Origin of the sequence: Actinomadura sp. WAC 06369, assembly GCF_003947565.1 — a bacterium.
In the GTDB taxonomy this organism is placed as follows: domain Bacteria; phylum Actinomycetota; class Actinomycetes; order Streptosporangiales; family Streptosporangiaceae; genus Spirillospora; species Spirillospora rifamycini.
This window is the reverse complement of record NZ_QHJN01000018.1, coordinates 1-24,483: the sequence shown is the minus strand read 5'-3', so window position 1 is coordinate 24,483 and position 24,483 is coordinate 1. Positions and strand designations below refer to the sequence as shown.

General features: G+C 70.9%; 19 protein-coding genes and 2 pseudogenes. 8 read left to right on the top strand and 13 right to left on the bottom strand.

Translation table 11 applies throughout. The features are described 5' to 3' along the window. The first annotated feature begins 110 nt into the window (after positions 1–110). Positions 111–359 (top strand): type I restriction endonuclease, encoded by a 249-nt coding sequence (locus DMH08_RS07710; RefSeq protein WP_199747670.1) that lies wholly within the window; start codon positions 111–113, stop codon positions 357–359. On the opposite strand, the pseudogene DMH08_RS42780 reads toward DMH08_RS07710, so the two are convergent. After that, positions 317–505: pseudogene (locus DMH08_RS42780) on the bottom strand (DUF6791 domain-containing protein); the annotation flags it as partial. The gene DMH08_RS07710 and the pseudogene DMH08_RS42780 sit on opposite strands and share 43 nt — an antisense overlap. Continuing rightward, positions 480–809 (bottom strand): multiubiquitin domain-containing protein, encoded by a 330-nt coding sequence (locus tag DMH08_RS07705; RefSeq protein WP_158642270.1) that lies wholly within the window; start codon positions 807–809, stop codon positions 480–482. The pseudogene DMH08_RS42780 and the gene DMH08_RS07705, both read right to left, overlap by 26 nt. Here DMH08_RS07705 and DMH08_RS42775 point away from each other — a divergent pair. After that, on the top strand, positions 700–1,134 hold the full coding sequence (locus DMH08_RS42775) for an ImmA/IrrE family metallo-endopeptidase (RefSeq protein ID WP_442778631.1): 435 nt from the start codon (positions 700–702) through the stop codon (positions 1,132–1,134). The two genes, DMH08_RS07705 and DMH08_RS42775, sit on opposite strands and share 110 nt — an antisense overlap. A 275-nt stretch (positions 1,135–1,409) precedes the next feature. Here DMH08_RS42775 and DMH08_RS07695 read toward each other — a convergent pair. After that, a pseudogene (locus DMH08_RS07695) lies at positions 1,410–1,565 on the bottom strand (hypothetical protein); the annotation flags it as partial. Between DMH08_RS07695 and DMH08_RS07690 the strand changes: the two are divergent. Continuing rightward, on the top strand, positions 1,548–2,417 hold the full coding sequence (locus tag DMH08_RS07690) for a site-specific integrase (RefSeq protein ID WP_125612637.1): 870 nt from the start codon (positions 1,548–1,550) through the stop codon (positions 2,415–2,417). The pseudogene DMH08_RS07695 and the gene DMH08_RS07690 overlap by 18 nt on opposite strands. Positions 2,418–2,741: 324 nt before the next feature. Here the strand turns inward: DMH08_RS07690 and DMH08_RS07685 are convergent, their stop codons facing one another. Together DMH08_RS07685 and asnB are read right to left on the bottom strand one after the other, a co-directional pair. After that, entirely contained in the window at positions 2,742–2,921 is a 180-nt protein-coding gene (locus DMH08_RS07685) for a hypothetical protein (protein ID WP_125612635.1), read from the bottom strand. Between the two features lie 409 nt (positions 2,922–3,330). Further along, positions 3,331–5,181: an asparagine synthase (glutamine-hydrolyzing) gene (gene asnB, locus DMH08_RS07680; RefSeq protein WP_125612633.1), complete on the bottom strand. Its 1,851-nt coding sequence runs from the start codon at positions 5,179–5,181 to the stop codon at positions 3,331–3,333. A 753-nt stretch (positions 5,182–5,934) separates the two neighbouring features. On the opposite strand from asnB, the gene DMH08_RS07675 reads away from it, so the two are divergent. Beyond that, on the top strand, positions 5,935–8,046 hold the full coding sequence (locus tag DMH08_RS07675; RefSeq protein ID WP_199747669.1) for an MMPL family transporter: 2,112 nt from the start codon (positions 5,935–5,937) through the stop codon (positions 8,044–8,046). Between the two features lie 149 nt (positions 8,047–8,195). On the opposite strand, the gene DMH08_RS07670 is transcribed toward DMH08_RS07675, so the two are convergent. Beyond that, on the bottom strand, positions 8,196–9,197 hold the full coding sequence (locus tag DMH08_RS07670; protein WP_199747668.1) for a ParB/RepB/Spo0J family partition protein: 1,002 nt from the start codon (positions 9,195–9,197) through the stop codon (positions 8,196–8,198). A 982-nt stretch (positions 9,198–10,179) separates the two neighbouring features. On the opposite strand from DMH08_RS07670, the gene DMH08_RS07665 reads away from it, so the two are divergent. The 4 genes from DMH08_RS07665 to DMH08_RS07650 are packed head-to-tail and all read left to right on the top strand — an operon-like array spanning position 10,180 to position 14,030. Then, positions 10,180–11,184, top strand: a complete 1,005-nt coding sequence (locus DMH08_RS07665; RefSeq protein ID WP_125612629.1) for an ABC transporter ATP-binding protein — start codon at positions 10,180–10,182, stop codon at positions 11,182–11,184. 23 nt (positions 11,185–11,207) lie between these two features. Then, positions 11,208–12,032, top strand: coding sequence for an ABC transporter permease (locus DMH08_RS07660; RefSeq protein WP_125612627.1), 825 nt, complete (start codon positions 11,208–11,210; stop codon positions 12,030–12,032). After that, positions 12,032–13,327: a sensor histidine kinase gene (locus DMH08_RS07655; protein ID WP_233617465.1), complete on the top strand. Its 1,296-nt coding sequence runs from the start codon at positions 12,032–12,034 to the stop codon at positions 13,325–13,327. Before DMH08_RS07660 ends, DMH08_RS07655 begins: the two co-directional genes overlap by 1 nt. Before the next feature lies 1 nt (position 13,328). Beyond that, positions 13,329–14,030, top strand: a complete 702-nt coding sequence (locus DMH08_RS07650; RefSeq protein WP_233617464.1) for a response regulator — start codon at positions 13,329–13,331, stop codon at positions 14,028–14,030. 27 nt (positions 14,031–14,057) lie between these two features. Here DMH08_RS07650 and DMH08_RS07645 read toward each other — a convergent pair whose 3' ends face one another. From DMH08_RS07645 to DMH08_RS07615, 7 genes are read right to left on the bottom strand one after another with little or no spacing between them, the layout of a single operon-like run. After that, complete coding sequence (locus tag DMH08_RS07645; RefSeq protein WP_125612625.1) at positions 14,058–14,864, bottom strand: thioesterase II family protein; 807 nt, start codon at positions 14,862–14,864, stop codon at positions 14,058–14,060. Between the two features lie 14 nt (positions 14,865–14,878). Further along, the gene (locus DMH08_RS07640; protein WP_199747667.1) at positions 14,879–18,055 is read right to left on the bottom strand and encodes a type I polyketide synthase; all 3,177 of its coding nucleotides are present in this window, start codon (positions 18,053–18,055) and stop codon (positions 14,879–14,881) included. Further along, positions 18,052–19,173 (bottom strand): HAD-IIIC family phosphatase, encoded by a 1,122-nt coding sequence (locus DMH08_RS07635; protein ID WP_125612623.1) that lies wholly within the window; start codon positions 19,171–19,173, stop codon positions 18,052–18,054. The genes DMH08_RS07640 and DMH08_RS07635 overlap by 4 nt, the downstream gene beginning before the upstream one ends. 27 nt (positions 19,174–19,200) lie before the next feature. Then, positions 19,201–20,373, bottom strand: coding sequence for an acyl-CoA dehydrogenase family protein (locus DMH08_RS07630; RefSeq protein ID WP_125612621.1), 1,173 nt, complete (start codon positions 20,371–20,373; stop codon positions 19,201–19,203). Beyond that, positions 20,370–20,642 carry an acyl carrier protein gene (locus DMH08_RS07625; RefSeq protein WP_125612619.1) on the bottom strand — a complete coding sequence of 91 codons (273 nt, stop codon included), beginning with the start codon at positions 20,640–20,642 and terminating at the stop codon, positions 20,370–20,372. Before DMH08_RS07625 ends, DMH08_RS07630 begins: the two co-directional genes overlap by 4 nt. Positions 20,643–20,694: 52 nt before the next feature. Further along, entirely contained in the window at positions 20,695–21,549 is an 855-nt protein-coding gene (locus DMH08_RS07620; RefSeq protein WP_125612617.1) for a 3-hydroxyacyl-CoA dehydrogenase family protein, read from the bottom strand. After that, on the bottom strand, positions 21,542–24,400 hold the full coding sequence (locus DMH08_RS07615; protein WP_125612615.1) for an SDR family NAD(P)-dependent oxidoreductase: 2,859 nt from the start codon (positions 24,398–24,400) through the stop codon (positions 21,542–21,544). The genes DMH08_RS07620 and DMH08_RS07615 overlap by 8 nt, the downstream gene beginning before the upstream one ends. Positions 24,401–24,483: the final 83 nt, after the last annotated feature.

The following is a 24,483-nucleotide window of genomic DNA, read 5'->3' as shown; positions in this document are numbered from 1 at the left end:
CGGCAACACCACCACGTCCACGCGCAAGTCCACGGGACAACACAGCCGGAACGGGTTACGCGTGCGGAAGTCCTCCCGCCTTCCGCTACGGTGCGGTCGGGTCTGAGAGAGTGCACTTTTCGACCGCCGACCAGCGCAGCATCGACCTGGTGTTCTTCGTCAACGGGCTTCCGGTCGCGACGGTGGAGCTGAAGACCGATTTCACCCAGTCGCTGAACGAGGCGATCCAGCAGTACCGGCAGGAGCGCAACCCGCTGACGCACGGGCGGCCGCGCTCGTCACACGGCTCCCCTCCCCCAAACCAGATCCGGTGGTCGGTGTCGGACACCACCCGATCCCCGCTGACGGTCACCGGATAGGCCAGGAATCCGTACTGGACAGCCCTCGCCCCGGCGACGTACGGGATGTGCCGGACGATCAAATGCCCCGCCTGCACGACGACGTCGTACCCGTCATCGAGCAGGCGGGACAGGTCGGGATCACGACTGAGAGGTGCGGATGACATCGAAGACCATTCCCTTCTTCACCCTCACGCTGTGACCCGCCGTTAGGCTGCCTGCCCCGTGTCCGCCGTGCCCCCGGCTGTACCGAACCGTGTAGGTGTTCTGGTCGGTCGGCGGCTGCCCCGGGTACGCGAGCTCGACGACCTGCTCGAAGGTGATGACCTTTGAGTCCCAGCCGTACGAGCGGGTGTTGACGATGATCGTGACGAGCCGCAGCCGCGATCCGACCTGTTCAAGGGTGCCGGACACACTTCCCCCTAGGACTTTGACCCCGAACGCGATACAGCACCTCAGCGTGCAGGACACATCGGCATTCTCGGCAGTTACCGTCTTCCGTGGCACCAAACGAACGATCGTTCACAACGACATGCATAGCCATCAGCGACAAGCCAATGACATCTGCCACGAAGCAGTCCATGGGCTCCTGATGCATCCAGCAACGCCAGCAATCGACGCACGCGGATGCCGCATCTGGAATGAAGACCTCGAAAACGAAGCAAAATGGCTGGCTGGAGTCCTGCTCGTCCCCGAGCAAGCTGCTGTCCGCATAGTCCGACTTGGGTCCCACTGGAAGACGCTGCGGAACAGTACGGAGTCAGCGTCCAACTCATGCGCTGGCGCATCAACATGACTGGGGCTCGCAGGAGGCGTGGGCGAGCAGCCTAAAGGGCCCAGCAGGTCTGACGTTCCCCGTTGCACAGATACCCAGAGAGCGGGAGCAGCACATCATTGTTCATATCAAGCGTGATGACAATCCCGGCAGCCGAGGACCGCCTCGGCACGACGGAGTCAGGCGGTGCCATCGCGATTGAGGTGGTCTCGTTGCCGCTTTCCGTCCGAGACTGCGTCTACACCATCTGCGAACGGCTGCCCGCCTCCTGGACGCGCTACAAGACGCCATACGCCTTCCCCGAACCACGGCTCGTAGCCCTCGAAGACGTGGTGCGCCATGCCGGTGCCGCGCGTCTCGGTCATGAACTCGGTGCGGAACCCGATCAGGCCGCGCGCGGGGATCAGGAACTTCACCCGCACCCAGCCGGTGCCGTGGTTGGTCATGTGCTCAAGGACCTGCGCGCCGACGACGTCGACGAGTGGCTCGACGGACTCACCGGAAAGCTGTCCACCCGGAGCCTGCAGGCTGTGCACTCGATCCTCAAGCGGTCCATCCGCCAAGCCCAGGCGCGCGACCGGGTCGTGCGGAACGTGGCCGAGCTGATCACCACTCCCAAGGGACGGGCCGGACGGCCGAGCAAGGCCCTCACCCTCGAGCAGGCCACGGCCATGCTGGAGACCGCCAAGTCATCGAGACTGCACGCCTACGTCGTGCTCAGCCTCATGACCGGCATCCGCACCGAAGAGGCACGGGCCCTGCAGTGGCAGCACGTCGTCGCCTGGGTGAAGGACGAGGACGTGTGGCGGCCGGTGGGCACGGCCGGGTTCGACCATGAACGGTACGCGGTCTACGTGTGGCGTTCGGTACGGGCGCACGGCGACACCAAGACCAGGACCTCGCGCCGCACGCTGGAGCTCCCCGACGACGCGGTTGACGCACTGCGCCGGCTGCACGTCCGGCAGGCGTCCGAGCGCCTCAAGGCCGGGCTCGTGTGGAAGGACGACGATCTGGTCTTCTGCACCGGGACCGGGCGGGCGCTGAGTCCCGCGAACGTGCGGCGGGAGTTCCGGCGGATCACCCGGGTGGCCGGGATCGGGGTGAACTGGACGCCGCGGGAGCTGCGGCACTCGTTCGTGTCGATCATGAGCGACAGCGGCGTGCGGATCGAGACGATCGCCGATCTTGTGGGGCACGCGGGGACGGCGGTCACCGAGCAGGTGTACCGGCACCAGCTGCGGCCGGTCATCCACGAGGGAGCCGCCACGATGAACACCGTGTTCGGTCGGGGCCGATCCGCGTAGGTCGGCAGGTGTTGGCTCCCCGTTCGGCTCCCGACGGCCTTCCAAGATCGAAAAAGGCCCCGGAGTGATCTCCGAGACCTTCTCTGACCTGCTGAAACGTGGTGGGTGATACTGGGTTCGAGCCAGTGACCTCTTCGGTGTGAACACGACCGACCATTCCCACCACAAAGTCGGTTCCGAAGTGTGCCCGGCTCAGAGCTGCTCCTCCACTCCACCACAGCACCCTTCAGGGAAGATCGGGCAGCTTCTGATCTCCCACGATTGACACCCGCTACTGTCCCGTCTGTTCACCCTCAGTGGCCAGGGTCCACTCCCTTCAGCCGGTCACCCAGAGCCGCGGTTGTACACGATCGCCGCGGAGACCCACAGAGTGCCGATAGCCACACCGCCGGTGGCGGCGAACAGGTCCAGGAAGTCGACCTTCATCGTGGACAGGGCCAGGACGGCCATGAGGTAGAGGCCGGTGATGATCGCCAAAATGAGGTGGCAGGTGTTCTTGTGCATACATTCAATGATCAGAGGGAAGCTTTGGAAGCGCCATCCACCGATCAGATGACCCCCGTGGGTCATCTGGACGGTGCGCCAAGTGGTGTTTGAGGCGTGTTCACGGGCCCGTCTTACTAGATTTTGACGGTGGGCGGCCGCAGCAGCTTGACCACAGCGTCATTCGCCGCTGAGCTCGGTCGGCGCTCCGGGGGCCTTCTCGAGCTCCTTGGCCACCGCCCGGCGTCCTTGCGCGCGACCGGACGCAGCGCTTCCCGTACCCGGGCGGCCGTCCTCGGTGAGTGGCGGGCGCGTGGCCCCTAACGTGTGAACGTCGCCGGCCAGGCGCGGCCCCGGGCCACGCCTGGCCGGTGATCACGGCGATCATCGGCTGTGGCATCCGCCCGCGCCCGGACGGATCAGCGGTGCGTCACGCCACCTTGATGTTCGGAGAGTAGATGTCCAGCCAGACGGCCATGTCCAAGGCGCGCTCCATGCCGCGCCGGGAGCCCTCGGTGATCTGGGGCGAGTCCGCCGTGGCGGAGGCGCACAGCACGTCCTTGTCGATCAGTTCGAAGACCGGATGCGACGGGTCGGCCAGCAGGTCCTTGCACTGCACCTGGAGCGCCTGCGCGTAGCTCGGGTCCTGGGTGGACGGATAGGGCGACTTGACGCGCTCGGCGACCGAGGCGGGCAGCAGGTCCAGGGATGCACCGCGCAGCAGCGACTTCTCTTTGCCGTCGTAGGTCTTCTGCTCCCACGGCGCGTTGTACACGTACTCCACCAGGCGGTGGTCGCAGAACGGAACCCGGACCTCCAGGCCGACCGCCATGGACATCCGGTCCTTGCGGTCGAGGAGGAGCTGCAGGTACTGGGTCAGATGCAGGTAGGAGATCTTGCGCATCGTGTACTCGAAGTCGCTTTCGCCGTCCAGCCGGTCCACCTCGGCGATCGCGGTGTTGTAGCGGTCGGTGATGTAGGTCGACAGGTCCATGGCGTCGAGTACGGGCTGCCGCAGAATCGGCTTGGTGTCTCCGGCGGTCATGATGTACTGCACCAGCCACGGGAACGTGGGCAGCTCGTGGACCAGCGGGTCGAAGAACCACTTGTAGCCGCCGAAGACCTCGTCGGCGGACTCGCCGGACAACGCGACCGTGGAGTGCTCGCGGATCGACTTGAACAGCAGGTAGAGCGAGGTGTCGACGTCGCCGTAGCCGGCGGGCATGTCGCGGGCGCGGACCACTGCGGCGCGCAGGTCCGGGTCGGCGAGGTCGGCGGACGACACGATGATGTCGCGGTGCTCGGTCTTCGATTTCTCCGCCACGTCGTGGACGAACGGGGCGTCCGGCGTCTCCCGGATCTCGTCGGGCACGAAGTTCTGGGTGCGGCCGACGAAGTCGACCGCGAAGCTGCGCACCGTCTCGCCCGCCTGTTCGAGCTGCCGGGCGGCGATCGCGGTCATCGCGGAGGAGTCCAGGCCGCCGGACAGCAGCGTGCAGCGCGGCACGTCGGCCACAAGCTGGCGGCGCACAATGTCGTCGAGCAGCTCGCGGACGTGCGCGACGGTGTCCTCTCGGGAGTCGTGGTGCTCCTGGGTCCGCAGGCTCCAATAGACGGTCTCGCGCACGCCGCCGGCGTCCACCGTGACGACCGTGCCCGGCCGCACCTCGCGCATGCCTTCCCAGAAGGCGCTGCCCGGGGGCTTGATGAACGCGAACAGCTCGCGCAGCCCCTCCAGGGTGACCGTCCGCTCCGCGAGCGGGTTGGCGAGGATCGCCTTCGGCTCCGAACCGAACAGGACGCCGTCCTCGGTCGGGTAGTAGTAGAACGGCTTGATGCCCATCCGGTCCCGGATCATCACCAGTTTGCGTTCGCGGGAGTCCCAGATGGCGAACGCGTACATGCCGTTGAGGCGCTCGGCGACGGCCGCGCCCCACTCCAGGTACCCGCGCAGCACGACCTCGGTGTCGGAGTCGGTCTCGAACCGGTGCCCGCGCCCGCGCAGTTCCTCGCGCAGCTCGACGAAGTTGTACGCCTCGCCCGAGTAGACCATGGCGACGGCGTCGTCCGTGCCGCCGCCCGGATCGGCGCTCATCGGCTGCCGGCCGCCTTCGACGTCGATGACGGCGAGCCGGTGGTGGCCGAGCGCGGCGTGCTCGTCGATCCAGGTGCCCCGGTCGTCCGGGCCCCGGCAGGCCATGGTCGCGGTCATGGCGTCCACGGCGGCCTGCTCGCCACGCAGGTCACGCCGATAGGCCACCCATCCGGTGATTCCGCACATGTACTGCCCCTTCTCGTTCGGAATCGGCGAGCTTTCTATTTGCACCACCGCCGCTGTCGGCATGCTACTTTTTCTCGGCGCTGTTCAACTGCGGCGAACCGGCCCGGTTGTTCGCCTCCAAGTCGCCCGGGCTAAAAGCGACCCTCAATGTCGGCCGCCCGGGGCGGCGCTTCGTTGAGGCGCAGGGGGCATCGGAAATCGCCCAGGTAGGAGCCTTTGGTAGCCCGGTCCGGCTTCGGGAGCTCCGGATACCGGTCACCGATCAAGGGCGGCGCGACCGCGACACCGGGTTACCGCCATCCGAGAGGCGCTGGGGCGGACGAAAGGTTCACCGGCTGCGGAGCCTGGGCGTACATGGCTTTCCGAGAGCGCTCGCACCGCCCGATCGCGCGGCCGGATCCTCCGATCAGTTGATGGCTCTTCGAGCCCGATGGGCGATGTGGCGGCCCCGGCTTCTCGCCATGCTTGCCGCATGAACGCGGAAATGCGGGTGCGACGGCCCCCGGCACCGCCGACGAGGCCGACGAGGCCGACGAGGCCGACGATTGAGGCCCACCCTTACGAGAATCGTCGGCCGTCTCGCATCCTCGCCGCCCTTTGCGCATCTCTCCAATCGGCGAGATAAGACCCGGCAGCCGGGACAGCAGTATCGGAACCAGCGCCCCGAGTGACAACATCACCCATTTAGGAGGACAGCTCTTCATGTTCCGGCGCATTGGGAATATCGTCGTTCGACATCCCATATGGACGATCGTGGCATGGCTGATCGCAACGGTGGCGATCGTCGCCACCGCACCCGCTCTCCCCTCGACGAGCGATGAGAGCGATTTCATTCCCAGCAGTTACGAATCCATCCAGGCAGCGATTCTCCAGGAGGACGAGTTCCCCAACGCCTTCACCCCGTCGGCGACGGTACTGTTCCAGCGCGCCGACGGCGGGAAGCTGACCACCGCCGACCAGCGCGACGCCGCCCGGATCACCACCCGGCTGGCCGCGGAGAAAATCGACCAGGTGCAGAACATCGTGCCCGGTGAGCCGTCCGAAGACGGCAAATACACGATGTCCCTGGTGCAGATGAACCAGGAGACGGCCGGGACCCTCGACCAGGACGCCGCGGCCGAGGCGCTGCGCGAGAACGGCCGGGAACTCGCCGCGGGAACCGACCTGGACGTCAAGGTCGGCGGCCCCGCCGCGGAGACCCTGGACCAACGGGAGTCGGCCGACCGCGGCGAAACGCTGATCGGCCTCGGCACCTTCGGGATCATCCTGGTGACGATGCTGCTCATCTTCCGGGCACCGATCCTGGCGGTGCTGCCCCTCGTCATGATCGGCCTGGTCGCGGGCGTCGCCAACGGCGTGATCGCGAACGTGACGAAGATGTTCGACCTGCAGGCCAACACGTCGCTGTCGTCGATCCTCATCGTCGTGCTGTTCGGCGTCGGCACCGACTACTTCCTCTTCCTCATATTCCGGTACCGGGAACATCTGCGCGCCGGGGACGAACCCAAGGAGGCCATGGTCAACGCGGTCGCCCGCGTCGGCGAGGCCATCGCCTCCGCCGCCGGCGCGGTCATCATCGCCTTCCTCGCACTCCTGCTGTCCACCGTGGGCTTTCTTCGGCAGATGGGGCCGGCGCTCGCCATCGCGGTCATCGTCACCCTGATCGCTGGCCTGACGCTGATGCCCGCCGTGGTCTCCCTGATCGGCCCGAAGGTCTTCTGGCCATCGAAGTCCTGGCAGCGGGAGCCGTCCGGCGCCCGTTTCACCGCCTTCGGCCGCGGTGTGCAGCGCCGTCCGGTCGTGGTCGCGGCCGTGTCCGGCTTCGTGCTCGTCGCGCTCTCGGTGGGCTCGCTGAACTACAGCGCCACGTTCGACCTCGCCGCGGGCGCCACGCCCGAAAGCAAGGAGTCCATGGTCGTCCAGAAGCAGGTGACGGAGGCGTACTCGATCGGGGCCTCATCCCCCACCGAGGTTTACGTGTCCAGCTCCGACGGTCGGCTGCTGGACAAGTCCGGCTTCGAGGGCTACGCCGCGGACCTGCAAGGCGTGGACGGCGTCGCGAGCGCCGAACTGACCCAGATGAACGACGAAGGCACCACCGCGAAGTTCACGATCACCCTCAGGTACGAGGCTTCGTCGACGGAGGCGATCGATGTCGTCGGCGACGTGCGCGACGTATCGCACGCGAGCGCGCCGGAAGGCACCGAGGTCCTCGTCGGCGGCCTCTCCGCGATCTACAAGGACATCGACCACGCGGTCGGCCGCGACTACCGGACGGTCTTTCCCGTCGCCGCCGCCCTGATCATGGTGATCCTGGGGCTGATGCTGCGCAGCATCGTCGCCCCCTGGTATCTGATGGCCTCGGTCGGGCTCGGCTTCGGCGCGACCCTCGGCACCACCGTCTGGGTCTTCCAGGGGGCGCAGGGACGCCCGGGGCTGATGTTCATGCTTCCGGTGATCATGTATCTGTTCGTGGTCGCCATCGGCACCGACTACAACATCCTCATGATCGCCCGGCTGCGCGAGGAGTCCCGGGCCGGTCGCGACCCGCGGGCGGCGGCCGGCCTGGCGCTCCGGCACGCCGGGCCCGCCGTGGCCACGGCGGGCTTCATCCTGGCGGCGACCTTCTCCACGATGATGCTGGCGGGCAACACGCTGCTCACCCAGATGGGCTTCGCGCTCTCCTTCGGCATCGCGATCACGGCGTTCGTCATGGCGCTGTTCTTCACCCCCGCCATCACCGCGCTGATCGGCCGCACCGCGTGGTGGCCGGGGCACGGCGACCGGGGAAAGCCGGCAGCGGAGCCCGGGTTCGAGTCGGACCGGCCCCGGCTCGCGCCCGCCCCGTCGAGCAGGCCCAGGTAGCGGGAGCCCCGACGAGCCGGAAAGAGCGGTGCGGCGGCGCCGAGAACCACCCGGCGACCGCCGCACCGCCCCTTCCGGCCGGCTCGGACCACGTCTACACAGAACAGACGGCCCGATACGGAAGGGATCCGATCAACAGGGAAACGCGATCAATCGATTTTCACGGCCCACGACCTCTGTTTCAGATCCTGAGCGAAGTCGTCCCAGACCTGCGAGTTGTGGCGGGAAAGTTCCACCATCATGTGTATGCAGTGCGTAGGCGCCCAAGCAGCGATGTCCGACAGCTCCTTCGCGACCATCTCGTGTTCCTTGAGCAGCCGCAGCAGGCGCCGCCCCAGCTCGTTCTGCCGCAGTGACGGGTCGCGCATGAGCTTGTCCAGTGCGGCCTTCGACGGCGCCCCGGCCGGCGCCGGCCGCTCGGTCGCGGGAGCGTCCTTCGCGTTCTTCTTCCCGCAGTCGCCGGCGCCGCCCGAGGTCGGGACCGGATCCTCGCCGCGCGCCAGCCGCCGCCGCACGTCCAGCGCCGTCGCGGGCGAGACCCCCGCCGCCCGCGCCACCTGCCGGAGGGAGGCGTCCGGGTTCTGCCGGATGAACTCCGCCACGCGGAGCCGCCCCTGCGCACCGCTCAGCGGACGGACCTTTCCGTCCCGCCCGATGCGGGAACCCGATTCGGACACCGAACCGGACGAACGCCGCAGCGTGGCGACGGCGCGGGTCCCGATGCCCGTGGACTTCGCGACGGCCCGGTCGGACATCTCGGGGTGCGACTTCAGGATTCGCAACGCCGCCGCGATGCGATCGGCCCGCGTCAGCGGGAGGCCCTGCTCGATGTTCGCCTCGACCGCCCTGAGGAACGCGTCCTCCCTGCTGCCGTCGAAGAACTGGACGTCGATCGTCCGGCGCCCGTTGAGCAACGCCGCCCTCAGTCGGTGGGCACCGTCGACGACTCGCATCGTCTTCTGGTCGACCAAGATCGGCGGAAGCGGGCCTTCGGCGGCCGCCAGCCGGAACACGTGCTGTTCGTCCTCGCCGCCCAGCCGCGGCGATTCACCTGGCAACACCCGGTCAATGGGGATGGAAGTAATTGTCGACTCGACGACTTGACGGCCTTCCACTCCCGTGGAAGTGACGTTGGAGTACTTACGATCCATACTGGACCCCCGTGAGGATCAGATAGATTTACCCTCAGCCGATCCGCTTCAAGAAAAGCCGATACTGCTGCCCCCCGGCTTGCGGTGAATACTAGCAACCTCCCCTATCTAGATCAAGACGGAACGATACAAACCACCCATTGTGACGCTTGTGTGCCAGCGCATACGTCTTCCAGAGACGCGTCACACTTAGTAACAATTCGTGCACGTTCATATTCGCGGTTTACACATCCGACACGAGCCACTTCCCGCCTATCGACGACACCACAGGAAGGCGACCGGACGGATATACACACCCCATTCCGACCATCCGGCGGTCACCCGGCTTTGGCCACCGACCGACGGGCCGGCCGACCGGAGCGCATTCGCCTTCGCCCACGAATTGTGACCGATCCTGCGCGCTTCCCGCTCATAATGTGAGAGGCATCACAGCGCGCGTGATGCGCGACACGTTCCGTCTGTCGCGACCAGGTGCGCCCCCGCAGTCAGAGGACCGATCTATGCGGTGCATGGAAGATGTGAGAACAGGAGTTCAATCTCGGCTCCGTATCACTTGAGCGGCCACCGAACAAGATCGAAGTGCATTCACCGATCAGGGGTCGTCCTCTCCCGATCCGGCCATAGGAAGCGGCGAATCACCGGCTTCTGGGCGGCTCCGCCGGCCGCCTCGACCATGGTCACGGACGAGGGTCGCACACCGGCCGGAATCGTCACATCACCCGTCCGGATCCAAGCGGCATCCGCCGATCGGTGGATGGGCGGCGCGGTGACCTCGCGGTCTCCGGCGATGACCGCACAATGGTCCAGCGGGCGTGCACGGCGGGGAGAAAAGCCCCGACCATATCCGTGGCACCGTCTGCCGCACCGTAGCGGCGGCCGTACGTCCCGAGTCCTGCCGGATTTCGGCATCCCCCGATCAGGTGATGCACTTCGAGCCGCATGGGCGATGCGCCGTTCCCGGCTCATTCACCATCCTCACCGTATGGACACCGAGAAGACGAGCCCGGCCGGCGGCGGGACCATCGTGGAGGTCGCGGATCTCCGCAAGTCCCGCAACGGCCGTACCGTCGTCGACGGCGTCTCCTTCACCGTCGAGGACGGTGAGATCTTCGGCATTCTCGGCCCGAAGGGCGCGGGCAAGACCACCATCGTCGAGTGCGTCGAGGGCCTTCGCGCGCCGGACGGGGGAAGGGTCCGGGTCGCGGGCCTGGACCCTGTCGCCGACCACGTCGCGGTGACCCGGATCCTCGGGGCTCAGCTCCAGCAGGGCGAGCTGCAACCCAAGATGACCGTGCGCGAGACGCTCGAACTGCACTCCGCCCTGTACCCGAGCCCGCTCGACTGGCGCCCGCTCGCCGAACGCCTCGACCTGACCGCCGGGCTCCCCACCCGGTTCGGCAAGCTCACCGGCCCCCAGAAGCAGCGCCTGTTCATCGCGCTCGCCCTCATCGGCACGCCGCGCATCGTCGTCCTCGACGAGCTGACCGCCGGCCTCGACCAGCGGGCCCGCCGCGAGATCTGGGAGCTCATCGAGGACATCCGGGCGAACGGTGTGACCGTCCTCCTCGTCACGCACTCCATGGAGGAGGTGCAGCGGCTGTGCGACCGGGCCGCCGTACTCGACGGCGGCCGCGTCACCGCGCTGGACACGCCCGGCGGGCTGATGGACTGGGTCGAGGCGACCACCGTCATCTCGTTCACCCCGTCGGCCCCGCTCGACAGGAAGGAGCTGGGCGCGCTGCCCGCGCTCGCGTCGATCGAGTACCGGGACGGCCGCATCATGCTCGGCGGCACCGACGAGACCCTCAACGCGGTCATCTCGCTCCTCGCCAGGCACCACATCACCGCCCGCCAGCTCCGGGTCACCGACATGACGGTGGACGACGTCCTCGTCGACTTGGCGACGCCCGACGGCGACGCGCCGGTCATCGGACGGGGCGCCGTCCGGGGCGACGTTCGACGTGACGCTCGATGGCCCGACCACTGAACGGCCGCACAGGAGCCACTTCCATGACCACCCCGCCCCTGGTTCCGCCCGCCGAGCCGGCCGCCGGCCCGCTCGGCATCGCTCCGGCCGCCGGCGCGCGCCGCTCGTCCCCGCACTTCGCCGTACTGCGGGCCGAGGCCCGGCTCTTCCTGCGCGAACCGGGCAATCTTCTGTGGGTCGTGGGGTTCCCGCCCGTGCTGCTGGTGCTCCTCGGCTCCGTGCCCCTGTTCCGCGCCGCCCGGCACGACCTCGACGGACTCCGGCTCATCGACGTGTACACGCCCGTGACCGTACTGATGGGCCTCATCATGGCCAGCGTGCAGGCGATGCCGCCCCTCCTCGCCGGCTACCGTGAACGCGGCATCCTGCGCCACATGGCGATGACCCCGGTGCGTCCGTCCGCCTTGATCTTCGCGCAGATGGGGCTGTTCGGCGGCGCGGCCCTGGTCTCGGGGCTGCTCTCCCTGGCGGTTGGGCGGCTCGCGTTCGAGGTGCCGCTGCCGCGGGAGGCCTTCGGGTACGCCCTGGTGCTGCTGCTCACGGCGGCGGCCGCACTCGCCATGGGGGCCCTGGTGGCGGCGACGGCCGCCACGGCGAAGAACGCGAACGCCAGCGGTTTCACGGTGTCCCTGCCGATGCTGTTCTCCGCGGGCGTCTGGTTGCCCGTCCAGGCGATGCCGGACGTCCTTGCCCACGCCATCGCGTTCACTCCCTTCGGCGCGGCGGCGGGCGCCCTCGGCCAGGCGGCGGCCGGCGACTGGCCCGCGTGGTCCCGCCTCACCGCGCTCGCCCTGTGGGTGATCGTCCTGTCCTACGCGGCCCGCCGCTGGTTCCGGTGGGAATTCTGATGCCGCGCATGCAGAATGCAATGGTGACGACCGCGGGAGAGATACCGGCCACCGATACCGACATCGAGCAGCGGCTAGAAACCTTCCGCAGGTGGCAGCCGTACGGGCTGCTCGGCATAGCCACCCTTCTAGCCGCGACCACGGCGGAACTGATGCCCACCACGACCGAATGGGGCGTTACCGCCGCACTGGTCGTCGGAGCCTTCGCGCTGCAGTTGTGGTGGGGACGGGCCGCCCGCAATCATCCGGGCCCGAACAGATTCGCGGTGGCGTACTATGCCGTGCGCTGGTTGTTCGGTCTCGTGCTCACCCTCATCAACGGTTTCTTCGCCTTCTATGCGGCCGCCGGTTATTTCGACGCCGAGAAACTGATCCCCGGGCGGCGCATGGTGCGGCTCGGTCTCTTCGCCTGTTCCATCCCCGTGGCGAGCGCACAGGCGGGCGGGCTGACACTCCACGACTCGACGAAATGGGCCGTTTTCGCCGGGCTCCTGCTGGCCAACAACGCTCTGCTGACGATCGTCGGCTACTTCTCCGAGAAGGGCGAGGAGCAGTCCCGGGCACGGGCGACCACCATCGCCGAACTCGAGCGCACCAACGCGGCCCTGCAGCAGGCCCTCGACGAGAACGCCGCACTGCACGCCCAGCTCCTCGTCCAAGCGCGGGAGGCGGGCGTCGCCGACGAGCGCAGGCGGCTGGCCGCCGAGATCCACGACACGATCGCGCAGGGCCTGACGGGCATCATCGCCCAGTTGCAGATCATCGCGCACACGCCGGACCCGGCCAACGCCCGCCGGCACGTCGACAACGCGACCGAGCTGGCCCGCCACAGCCTGAGCGAGGCCCGCCGCTCGGTCCGCAACCTCGCGCCCGCGGGGCTGCACGACGGACTCCCCCGCGCACTCCGCAAGACGGCCGCCCAGTGGTCCGAGCGGACCGGCGTCCGCGCCGACTTCACGCTCACGGGCACCGCGCAGCACCTGAACGGCGAGGTGTCGGCGACGTTCCTCCGGATCGCCCAGGAGGCCATGTCGAACACGGCGAAGCACGCGTCGGCGTCACGCGTCGGCATCACGCTCAGCTTCATGGACGACGAGGTCGTCCTGGACGTCTGGGACGACGGTCAGGGCTTCGATCCGCTGGCATTGCCGGCGCACACCGACACCGGCGGGTTCGGACTGGAGGGGATGCGGGGCCGCGCCGAACGCATCGCGGGCGCCTTCACCGTCGAGTCCGAGCGAGGACGCGGCACGGCCGTATCGGTTCGCGTACCGTTGGTGAACCAGGGTCAATGAGGTGACAGAAAAGGACGGCATCGACGTGACCGAGACCGGCGTCGGCACCCCCATCTCCCTCCTCATCGTCGATGACCACCCGATCGTCCGGGACGGCCTGCGCGGCCTGCTCGATCCCGCACCCGGATTCACCGTGCTCGGTGAGGCGTGCGACGGGGCGGAGGCCGTCGAGAAGGCGGTCGCGCTCGACCCGGACGTGATCCTGATGGACCTGCGGATGCCCAGACTCGGCGGAGTCGACGCGATCACCGAGCTGGCGCGCCGCGGAGTCCGCGCGAAGATCCTGGTCCTCACCACGTGGGACACCGACTCCGACGTCCTGCTCGCGATCGAGGCGGGCGCGACGGGCTACCTGCTCAAGGACGCCCCGCGCGACGACCTGTTCGCGGGGGTCCGCAACGTGGCGGAGGGCCGCAGCGTCTTCTCCCCCGCCATTGCCTCCCACCTGGCCTCCGCCCTGCGCGCGCCCCGCGAGACGCCCGCCAAGGCCGTGCTGTCGACCCGCGAACTCGAGGTTCTCGTCCTCGTCGCCCGGGGCACCTCCAACCGCGAGATCGCGGGCGAACTCTTCATCAGCGAGGCCACGGTGAAGACCCACCTGAAGCACCTGTACGCCAAACTGGGCGTGAACGACCGCGCGGCGGCGGTGGCGCGGGCGTACGAGGAGGGTCTGCTCGGCAACGCCGTCCCCGGCAGGAGCTGATCCGGCCCCGAGGGGCCGGATCAGCCTTCAGCGAAGCTGCGCGGAGCGGAGCGGCGCCCCTGCGGCCGCGGCGAGGCACCGGTCGAGGATGTCGATGACGCCCGGCATCTCCTCGACGAGGTAGAAGTGGCCGCCGGGGAAGACGTGCAGGTCGAACTCGCCGGTGGTATGGGCGCGCCAGTCCTCCGCCTCCCCGACCGACGTCTTGGGGTCGCGGTCGCCCGTCAGGGCGGTGATGGGGCACGCGACGGCGGCGCCCGGGGCGGCGCGGTAGGTCTCGATCGCGCGGTAGTCGGCGCGGAGCGAGGGCAGCGCGGCCGCCACCAGGTCGGGGTCGTCGAGGACCGCCGAGTCGGAGCCGTTCAGGTTGCGGATCTCGGCGATGATCGCGGCGTCGTCCGTGGCGTGCATGTTGGTCGCGGCGTCCTGCTCGACGGCGGGCCCGCGCCGTCCGGAGACGATCAGCCGGGCGGCGGGGTGCCCGGCCGCCTCGCAGCGGCGGGCGACCTCGAAGGCGACGACGGCGCCCATGCTGTGGCCGAACAGGACGAGCGGAAGCGCGGGCCGGCGGGCGAGCACCTCGTGGACGCTATCGGCCAGTTCGTGCATGTCGGCGATCGGCTCTTCGCGGCGGCGGTCCTGCCGGCCGGGATATTGGACGGCGAGGACCTCGGTGCGGTCCGCGGCGTCCAGCGCGAACGGCACGGGACGGTAGAACGGGGCGGTCCCGCCGGCGTGCGGGAAGCACACCAGGCGGACGGCGGGTGCTTCGACCTTGCGGTAGCAGCGCAGCCAGAGGTCGTCGTCGGCGGTGGGTTCGGGTGCGGAGGGCATGGTGCTCCGTTCGTTCAGTGTTCCCGGTCGAGGCCGAGTTCGTTGTCGATGAGGCCGAACAGTTCTTCGTCGCCGACGCCGGCCAGGTCGCCGGTATCGACAGGGAGGACGGCGCCGCGCCCGGTCGTGTCCCGCGTCCCGAGCAGCAGCGGCCCCAGGCGGGCGAGGGCCCGATCCCTGGCCGACGCGTCCGCGGCGGAGGCGAGCGCCGATTCGAGGGCGTCGACGGCCGCGTCCAGCGGGTCCGGATGGAGTTCCGCGTAGAGGCGGGACGCCAGCTCCGCGGGCGACGGGTGGTCGTACACGAGCCCCTGCGGCAGGTCGAGCGCGGTGGCCGCGGCGAGGCGGTTGCGCAGGTCGACGGCCATGACGGACCCGAAGCCCTGCTCCTTGAACGTCCGGTCGGGGCGCACGCCGCCGGCGGCGTGGCCGAGGACCGCGGCGGCGTGCCCGAGTACGAGATCGAGAACCCCCCGCTCGGTGTCCGGCACTGCGGGAGCCTCCCGGCGCGACGGCGGGACGGCCGCCGTGGCGGCCTCGGCGGCGGCCAGGCGCGCCGGAGCCGGGTGGTCGTCGGCCAGCCAGTACCGGGTCCGCTCGAAGGGGTAGGTGGGGAGGTCGACCGTACGGTCGGCGGGCGGGAGGACCGCGGTCCAGTCGACGCGCGTGCCGTGGACGTGCGCTTCGGCGAACGAGGTCAGGAGCCGCTCGGCGCCGCCGTCCTCGCGCCGCAGAGTGCCCACGCCGACGGCGGCGTCGATCCCGCCGACGAGCAGGGGATGCGGGGATGCCTCGATGAAGACGCCGTGTCCCGTATCGGCCAGGACGCGCACGGCGCGGTCGAACTCGACGGTCTCGCGCAGGCTGGCGTACCAGTACTCCGGCGTCAGCTCCGGGCCGTTCAGCCACTCGCCGCTCATCGCCGACACCATCGGGACCCGCGCTTCTCGAGGCTCGATCCCCGCCAAGACCGAGACGATCTCGTCCCGCAACTCATCGACATGAGCACTGTGGGAGGCGTAATCCACCGGGATCATCCGGGTCCTTACCTGCTCGCCGCACGACTCCGCCAGCTCCCGCAGAGCATCGGCGTCCCCTGACACCACCGTCGCCGACGGACCGTTCACCGCCGCCACCGACAGCCGCTTCCCAAAGGGCGCGATGCGCGCTCGGACGTCGTCGGCGGGCTCGGCAATCGACAGCATCCCGCCACGCCCCGCCAAAGCCCGCAGCGTCCGGCTCCGCAGCGCCACGACCTTCGCCGCGTCCTCCAGCGAAAGGATCCCGGCGACGGCAGCCGCAGCGATCTCCCCCTGCGAGTGGCCTACGACCGCGTCCGGAACGACGCCCGCGGCCTCCCACACCGCCGCCAGCGACACCATCACCGCCCACAACGCCGGCTGCACCACATCCGCAGCCTCGAACCCATGACGACCCGCAAGGACGTCATCCAGCTCCCACTCGACGAACGGAGCCAGAGCCCCCGCGCACTCCGCCAGCCGGGCCGCGAACACCGGCGACACGTCCGCCAGCTCACGCCCCATCCCGACCCACTGGCTCCCCTGCCCCGGGAACACGAACGCCGGCCGGCCGATGCCTTCGGGAGGGGCCTCGCCCGCGACGACGACGGCGGAGGGGCGTGCCGCCGCGAGGTCCGCCAAGGCGTCCGCCGGATCCGGGCCGAGCAGGACGGCGCGGTGTTCGAGCGCCGACCGGGTGGTGGCGAGCGACCAGGCGACCTGCGTCCCGGTCATGCCGGGACGAGCCGAAAGGTGCTCGTTCAGCCGTCCGGCCTGCGCGGCCAGGGCGGCGGGCGACCGTGCGGAGAGCAACCAGGGGGCGGCGGGGACGGTCAGGGCACGGAGCACGGGCCGGTCCGTTTCCGGGACGGCCGGGCCCGGTTCCGGTTCCGGGGGTGCGGCCTCCAGGATGACGTGGGCGTTCGTGCCCCCGATACCGAAGCCGGACACGCCCGCACGGAGCGGACGGTCCGCTGTGGTGGGCCAGAGTGCCGGCTCGGTCACCAGCCGGATGGCGTCGCCCGCCCGCTCGAGAGCCGCCGTCGGGGAGGTGATGTGCAGGGACGCGGGGAGCGTGCCGTGCCGGAACGCCAGCACCATCTTGATGACGCCCGCGGCGCCCGCGGCGGCCAGGGTGTGGCCGAGGTTGGATTTCACGGACCCGACCAGCAGCGGGCGTCCCGCCGCCCGCCCGCCGTAGGCGGCGTGCAGCGCCTCCGCCTCGATCCGGTCGCCGACGCGGGTTCCGGTGCCGTGCGCCTCGACGGCGTCGATGTCGGCGGCGTCGAGGCCGGCGTCGGCGAGCGCGGCGTGGATGACTCGTTGCTGGGCGTCCCCGTTCGGGGCCGTCAGGCTGCGGGCGGTGCCGTCGGAGTTCACCGCCGAGCCGCGGATCACCGCCAGCACCCGGTGCCCCAGGCGGCGCGCCCGCTCCAGCCGCTCCAGCACGAGGACGCCCGCTCCCTCGGACCATGCGACGCCGTCCGCGTCGGCCGAGAACGGTTTGCAGCGGCCGTCGGGCGCCAGGGCGCGCAGCGCGCTGAACGCCACGTAGTAGTAGGGCGTCGTCATCACCGACACTCCGCCCGCCAGGGCGAGTTCGCATTCGCCGCGGCGGAGCGCCTCGGCGGCCAGGTGCAGCGCCACGAGCGAACTGGAGGCGGAGGTGTCGACCGTCAGGACGGGGCCGTGCAGGCCGAGGACGTGCGCGACCCGCCCGCTGATCACGCTCGGTGCGGTGCCGGTGAACAGCAGCCCGGCGAGGTCGGCGGACGCCTCGTGCAGCCGGGGCCCGTACGGTCGGGCCTCGGCGCCGATGAACACCCCGGTCGGGGAGCCGCGCAGCGCGTCCGGGGCGATGCGGGCGCGTTCCAGCGCCTCCCAGCCAACCTCCAGGACGAGTCGCTGCTGCGGGTCCATGGCGTCGGCCTCGCGTGGGGAGATGCCGAAGAACGCGGCGTCGAACCCGGCGGCGCCGTCGAGGAAGCCGCCGCGGTCGGTGGCGCAGCGGCCGTCGCGGCGCAGCGCGCCGAGGTCCCACCCGCGGTCGTCGGGGAACGGGCCGGCGACGGTGCGGCGCTCGGCGAGGACCCGCCACAGGGCTTCCGGCGTGTCGACGCCGCCGGGGTAACGGCAGGCCATCCCGACGATGGCCAGCGGCTCGGCGGTCACCCGCGCGTTCCCCCCGCCGCGACCGCCGCGCTCCGCGCGGCCAGTGCGGGCGCCTTCACGCGCACCGTGGTGGAGGCGGGCCGGCGGTCGGGAGTGAGGTGCCGGAACTCGACGCCCGCGCGGGCGGGGTCGTCGTCGGGGACGGGCAGGCCGGTGAGGCAGTCGCACCGGTCGTCGGTGAACCCGGCGAACCGGTAGGCGATCTCCATCATCCGATTGCGATCGGTGCGGCGGAAGTCCGCGGCGAGGTGGACGTCCGCGGCGGCGGCCTCGTCGATCAGCCAATTGAGCAGGACGGCGCCCGCGCCGAAGGACACCACGCGGCAGGACGTGGCCAGCAGCTTCAGATGCCAGACCCGCTCGTGGCGGCCGAGCAGTAGCACGCCGACGGCGCCGTGCGGGCCGAAGCGGTCGGTGAGGGTGACGGTGAGGACCTCGTGCCCCGGGTCGGTGCGGAGCGCGCGCAGTTCCGCGTCGGTGTAGGGCACGCCGGTGGCGTTCATCTGGCTGGTGCGGAGGGTGAGCTCTTCGACGCGGGACAGGTCCGTCTCGTCGGCGCGCTTGATCTCCATGACCAGTTCGAGGGAGCGCAGGAAGTCCTCGTCGGGGCCGGTGAAGTCCTCGCGTTCGCGCGTGCGCCGGAAGCTCGCCTGGTACATGCTGCGGCGGTGGGCGGCGTCGACGGTGACGACGGAGGGGCTGAACTCGGGCAGCCCTGCGAGTTCGGCGGCCTGCACGGCGTCGTAGCAGCGGACGTCCGGGTGGTGGTAGGCGACCTCGGCGCGTTCGGCGGGCTGGTCGTCGATGAACGCGATCGTCGTCAGCGCGAAGTTCAGGCCGTCGGCTATGTCCTTGACCGACCGGGACTTCGGGTGCCAGCCGATCTGCGGCAGCACGAAGTACTCGGCGACGCCGAGTTCCTCCAGCCGCCGCCAGGCATGGTCGTGGTCGTTCTTGCTGGCCACGGCCTGCAGGATGCCGCGGGCGTCGAGTTCCACGATGGTGCGTCGGATCTCGTCGGGCAGCGCGACCTCGGGGTCCTCCAGGAGGGTGCCCCGCCACAGGGTGTTGTCCAGGTCCCAGACCAGGCACTTGACGAGTGCGGGCGCGTCGGGCACGGCTTGCTCCTTCGGGTTCGTTCGGTGCTACGCGGTGGCGGCGGAGGAGGTCGGGGAGGGGGCGCCGAGGGCGTGCCGGGCCAGGATCAGCTGCGAGATCTCGGTGCTCCCCTCGATCAGCTCCATGGCCTTGGCGTCCCGGTAGGCGCGGGCGACCACGTGGCCGTCGGTGAAGCCCCGGGAGGCGAGCACCTGGACGGCCGTCGCGGCTCCGCGCGCGGCGTGCGTCGCGGCCACCTGCTTGGCCAGCACGGCCGCGACGGCCGCGTCCGCGGTGCCGCGGTCGCACTGCTCGGCGGCGTGCCGGCAGACGTGGACGGCGATCTGCTCCGCGGTGTACAGCTCGGCGATGTGGCGGGCGACGAGCTGGTGCTCGGCGATCGGGGACCCGCCCTGCTCGCGGGTGCGGGCGTCGGCGGTGGCGGCGGCCAGGCAGGCGCGCAGGATGCCCGCGCAGCCCCAGGCGACCGACATCCGCCCGTAGGTCAGGGCGACGGTGAACAGCAGTGGCAGCGGCTGGCCGCCGCCGCCGAGGACGGCGCTCGCGGGCAGCCGCACGTCGTCGAGGACGACACGGCAGTGGGTAGCGGCGCGGCAGCCGAGCGGGGCAGCGACGGGCTCGACGGTGACGCCGGGCGCGTCGGCCGGCACCATGACGGCGGCGCCTCCCGGGCCGTCCCCGTACCGCCCGACGACCATGATGAGGTCGGCGTACGCGGCCCCGGTCGTCCACGACTTCTCGCCGGAGACGATGACGTCGCCGGTGTCGTCGCCCGCGGGGCGGACCCGCGTCGTCATGGCGGCGAGGTCGGAGCCGGCGCCGGGCTCGCTGAACGCCGTGCAGGCGAGCCGTCCGCCGGTCAGCTCCCCGAGGAAGCGGCGGCGCTGCTCGCGGTCGCCGAAGCGGTGCACGGTCGCGGCGGCGATCCCCTGGACCGTCATGACGCTGCGCAGCGACCCGCACAGCGCGCCGACGTGCGCGGTCAGCTCGCCGCCGGCGAGGGCGGTCGCGCCGAGCCCGCCGAAGCGGACCGGTACCTCGGCGCACAGCACCCCCATCGCGCCGAGTTTGCGCAGCAGTTCGGCGGGCAGGCGGCCGGTCACGTCCCAGGCGGCCGGTCCGTCGCCGACCAGCGCGTCGATCTCGGCGGTGTCGATGACGGGGGCGTCGATGACGGCGGTGTCGTCCGCTCCGGTCATTCGCCGCCGCCTCCGCCTTCGCGCAGGCGCAGCACGAGGGCGGCCATCGCGCGGATGCTGGCGAAGTTGTCCCTGGACAGGTCGGGACCGACGATCTCCACGTCGTAGGTGTCCTCCAGGAAGACCACCAACTCCATGGCGAACATCGAGGAGATCGTCCCGGTCGCGAAGAGGTCCTGGTCGAGGTCGGGCTCGGCGCCGGTCCGCTCGATGAGGAAAGCGGTCAGCTCCTTCTCGACGACGGCGGCGCTCACGTTCACAGCGGTCATCGTGCGTCCTTCCATGGCTTCGTAACGTTCGGTCGGGTGAGTGCGCGGGGGCCTAGCTGTACACGAAGAAGCCGCGGCCGGTCTTGCGGCCGTGGTGCCCGTCGCGGACCTTCGCGAGCATCAGCTCGCACGGGTCGCATTCCGGGTCGCCGGTGCGGTCGTGCAGAACCCGCAGGGAGTCGACGAGGTTGTCGATGCCGATCAGGTCGGCGGTGCGCAGCGGCCCGGTGGTGTGTCCGAGGCACCCCTCCAGGAGGCCGTCCACGGTCTCGGCGGACGCGACGCCCTCCTGCACGAGCATCGCGGCCCGGTTGATCAGCGGGTGCAGCAGCCGGTTGATGACGAAGCCGGGCGCGTCCGCCACCACCAGCGCCTCGCGGCCGAGGACCGCCAGCAGCGAGGTGACCGCGGCCATCGTGGCGTCGCCGGTGGCGCCGCCGCGGATCACCTCGACCATCCTGATCAGGTAGGCGGGGTTCATGAAGTGCACGCCGACGAGGTCCTCGCCCCGTGCCACCCACTCGGCCATCTCGTCGATGGGGACGCACGAGGTGTTGGAGATCAGCAGCGTGCCGGGGTCGACCAGCCTGGAGACCTCCGCCAGCACCTTCTGCTTGACCTCGGCGATCTCCACGACCGCCTCGATGACGACGTCGGCGGCGGCCGCGTCGGCCAGTGCGAGGCTCGTGCCCAGCGTGCCGCGCGGGCGGTCCGCGGGGAGGGCGTCGAGCAGCTGGGCGTGCTTGAGTTTCCGGCGGACCTCCGTCCGGGCCTTGGCGAGAATGTCCTCATCGACGTCGACGAGGGTGACGTCGACGCCGTGGCCGAGCGCAAGCGCGGCAATGTTGGTCCCCATGACCCCGGCCCCGACGACGGCGAGGCGGGTTGGTGCCCTGTGGTCAGTCATCGTTCCCGTCCTGAGTAGCGGTGAAGTGGGTGTCGAGCCACGCCTCGGCGGTCTGCGCGGTGGTACCGGCGTGCGAGCCGATCATGGTGAAGTGGTCGCCCGGCACCATGACCGTGGTGATCTCGCCGGAGAAGCCCCAGGGGGCGTCGACGGCCCCGTCCTGACCGACCGGTGTGCCGGGCTCTCCGGCGTGGCGGATCATCAGCGTCGGCAGGCCGTCGATGTACGGGAGGTGGCTCCTCCAGTCGTAGTCGTAGTAGTGGGCGAGCGCCGTCAGCCAGTCATCGCCGCCGATGCCGCCCGCGTCGATCCCGTCGCTGTTGTTGATGAGGACGGCGGCGGGCAGCCCGCCGATGATCTCGTCCGGGACGCCCGCCATCTGCGGGGCGAAGCTGTCGAGCAGCACCATCCCCGCGGGCCCCCGCCCCCGGGCGGCGAGCCGCTCGGCGAGCACCTGGGCGATCAGCCCGCCGGAGGAGTACCCCACCAGGACGAACGGGCCGGTGCCCGCCGCGATGTCCGGAGTGGCGAGGAGGCTCTCGAGGCACAGGTCGACGAGCGCGTCCGGGCCGTCGGCCAGCGGCTCGCCCGGCGTGTACCCCGGGATCACCGCGGCGAGGACCTGCCGGGGGCGCCGGAAGCCCTGGACGAGGCGCGCGAACTCCTGCGCGTGGGCGCTGGCACCGAACGACGGCAGGCAGACGAGCGTGGGGCCGCCCTCCCCCGCGGGCCGGCGGGTGAGCGGTACCAGCGGCGGGACCTCCGCCAGGTCGGCCGCTCCGCCGAAGGTGGCGCGGAACCCGGCGAGGCTCGCGATCATCCGCATGGCCTCCGCACCGCGCCCTTGGCCGTGCGCCCGCAGGTACATGGACGTCAGCGACTCCGAGCCCGCCCCGGCGTCGTCGCCCGATGGGACGGACGGGGAATCCGGGGAGGCGCCGGACTCGTCGGGCGCGGGCGGCCGGAGGGTGTAGCGGGGCGCGACGCTTGCGCGTCCGGTCTGCCGCACCGGGCCGTCGTCCAGCCGTTCCCGCAGGTGGGCGGCCATCTCTAGCGGGGTGGGGTGGTCGAAGATGAGCGGTCCGGTCAGGCGCAGGCCGGTGACCTGCGCGAGGCGTTCCCGCAGGTCCACGGCCGACAGGGAGTTGAAGCCCTGCTCCAGGAAGGTGGCGTCCGGCTGGACCTCCGCCTCGTCCGAGTAGCCGAGCACGGCGGCGGCGTGCTCGCGCACCAGCCCGAGCAGGATCGCCTCCTGTGCGGCGGCGGACCCGGCCTCGCCGAGCCGGGCGGCGAGCCGCGCCGCCGCGGACGAGGGCCGCGCCGCGTCGCCGTCCGCGGCGTCGTCCGCGCCGTCGCCGCCGTCCAGGACGCGGACGGCGTCGGGGAGCGAGGCCAGCAGCGGGCTGGGCCGGTGCAGGGTGTACAGGGGCACGAACCGGTCCCAGTCGACGTCCGCGACGACGAGCCGCGTCTCCCCGTCGTCCAGTGCCTGCGCGAGTCCTTCGAGGCCGGTCTCGGGGGCCATCAGCGGCAGCCCGATATCGCTCACCAGCGCTTCGCCTTCGCCGACGGCCATGCCGCCGCCGCCCATCAGCCCCCACGCCACGGACGTGGCCGCCAGCCCGGCGGCGCGGCGCCGCTCGGCCAGCGCGTCCAGCGCCGCGTTGGCGGTGGCGTAGCCGCCGAGGAATCCGCTGCCCCACACGGCGGCGCCGGAGGAGAACATCACGAAAGCGTCGAGGTCCAGGCCGCGCTCGATGGACAGTTCGTGCAGATGCATCGCACCGCCGACCTTCACGGCGGCCGCCTCCTCCAGGTCGTCCGCGGTGAGGTCGGCGACCCGGCCGCCGTGGCCGACGCCCGCGGAGTGCACCACGGTCGAGACGGCGGGCCCGGTCGCGGCGATCCGGTCCAGGAGCGCGCCGACCGCGCGCCGCTCGCCGACGTCGCACGAGACGACGTCGACGTCGCTGCCCTGCGCGGCCAGCCCGGCGGCGAGGGCGGCGGCGTCCGCGGCGGACGGTCCGGACCGGCTGGCCAGCACCACGCGCCCGGCGCCCCGGTCCGCCAGCAGCCGCGCGGTGCAGCCCCCGATCCACCCGGTGCCGCCGGTGACCAGCGCCGTGCCGGCGGGCCGGTACGAGGCGGTCGCGGCGGGCTCCGGGCGGGGGGCGCGGACGAGGCGCCGCGCGTGGACGCCCGAGTCGCGCAGCGCGACCTGGTCCTCGCCGCCCGGACCGCCGGCCAGCACCGCGGCCAGCCGGGCACCGGTCGCGGCGTCGACCTCGTCGGGCAGGTCGATCAGGCCGCCCCACTGCTCAGCGTGTTCGAGGCCGGCCGTCTGGCCCAGCGCCCACACCCGCGCCTGCGCCATGCTCGGCACCTCGCCGGGCAGTGCCGCGACCGCGCCGCGGGTGAGCACCCACACCGGTGCGGGCGAACCGGTGTCGACCGCCGCCTGGACGACGGCGGCGGTGGCCGCGAGCCCGCGCGGCACCCGTCCGGTACCGTCCAGGGGCGTCTCGTCCAGGGCCAGCAGGGACACCACGCCGGTCACGTCGCCGGCGTCCCGGAGGGCACCGGCGAGGGTCGCGCGGTCCGCGCCGGCGTCGACTTCCAGGACGCGGACGTCGGCGCCGTGGGCGCCGAGCGCGCCGGCCACCGCGTCGGCGGGCGCCGTCCCGGACCGGTCGCCGACCACCAGCCACGTGCCCGAGGGCGTGGCGGCCGGAGGGTCTACCTGTTCCCAGGAGATGCGGTAACGCCACTCGGCGACCTTCTCGGAAGCCGCCGTGTCCGCGTACTTCGGCCAGTAGCGCCGGTGTTGGAACGCATACGTCGGCAACTCCACCCGCCGTGCCGCCTCCCGCACACCACCCGACCCCGGCAACACCCGACCCCAGTCGACATCCAGACCACCCACGAACGCCTGAC

Excerpts from the sequence above, each read along its gene's own strand:
- DMH08_RS07655 (WP_233617465.1), top strand. The coding sequence starts at position 12,032 with ATGCCGCGCATGCAGAATGCAATGGTGACGACCGCGGGAGAGATACCG.
- DMH08_RS07625 (WP_125612619.1), bottom strand. The coding sequence starts at position 20,642 with ATGACCGCTGTGAACGTGAGCGCCGCCGTCGTCGAGAAGGAGCTGACC.
- DMH08_RS07620 (WP_125612617.1), bottom strand. The coding sequence starts at position 21,549 with ATGACTGACCACAGGGCACCAACCCGCCTCGCCGTCGTCGGGGCCGGG.
- DMH08_RS07645 (WP_125612625.1), bottom strand. The coding sequence starts at position 14,864 with ATGCCCTCCGCACCCGAACCCACCGCCGACGACGACCTCTGGCTGCGC.
- asnB (WP_125612633.1), bottom strand. The coding sequence starts at position 5,181 with ATGTGCGGAATCACCGGATGGGTGGCCTATCGGCGTGACCTGCGTGGC.
- DMH08_RS07665 (WP_125612629.1), top strand. The coding sequence starts at position 10,180 with ATGGACACCGAGAAGACGAGCCCGGCCGGCGGCGGGACCATCGTGGAG.
- DMH08_RS07670 (WP_199747668.1), bottom strand. The coding sequence starts at position 9,197 with ATGGATCGTAAGTACTCCAACGTCACTTCCACGGGAGTGGAAGGCCGT.
- DMH08_RS07630 (WP_125612621.1), bottom strand. The coding sequence starts at position 20,373 with ATGACCGGAGCGGACGACACCGCCGTCATCGACGCCCCCGTCATCGAC.
- DMH08_RS07660 (WP_125612627.1), top strand. The coding sequence starts at position 11,208 with ATGACCACCCCGCCCCTGGTTCCGCCCGCCGAGCCGGCCGCCGGCCCG.
- DMH08_RS07685 (WP_125612635.1), bottom strand. The coding sequence starts at position 2,921 with ATGCACAAGAACACCTGCCACCTCATTTTGGCGATCATCACCGGCCTC.
- DMH08_RS42775 (WP_442778631.1), top strand. The coding sequence starts at position 700 with ATGATCGTGACGAGCCGCAGCCGCGATCCGACCTGTTCAAGGGTGCCG.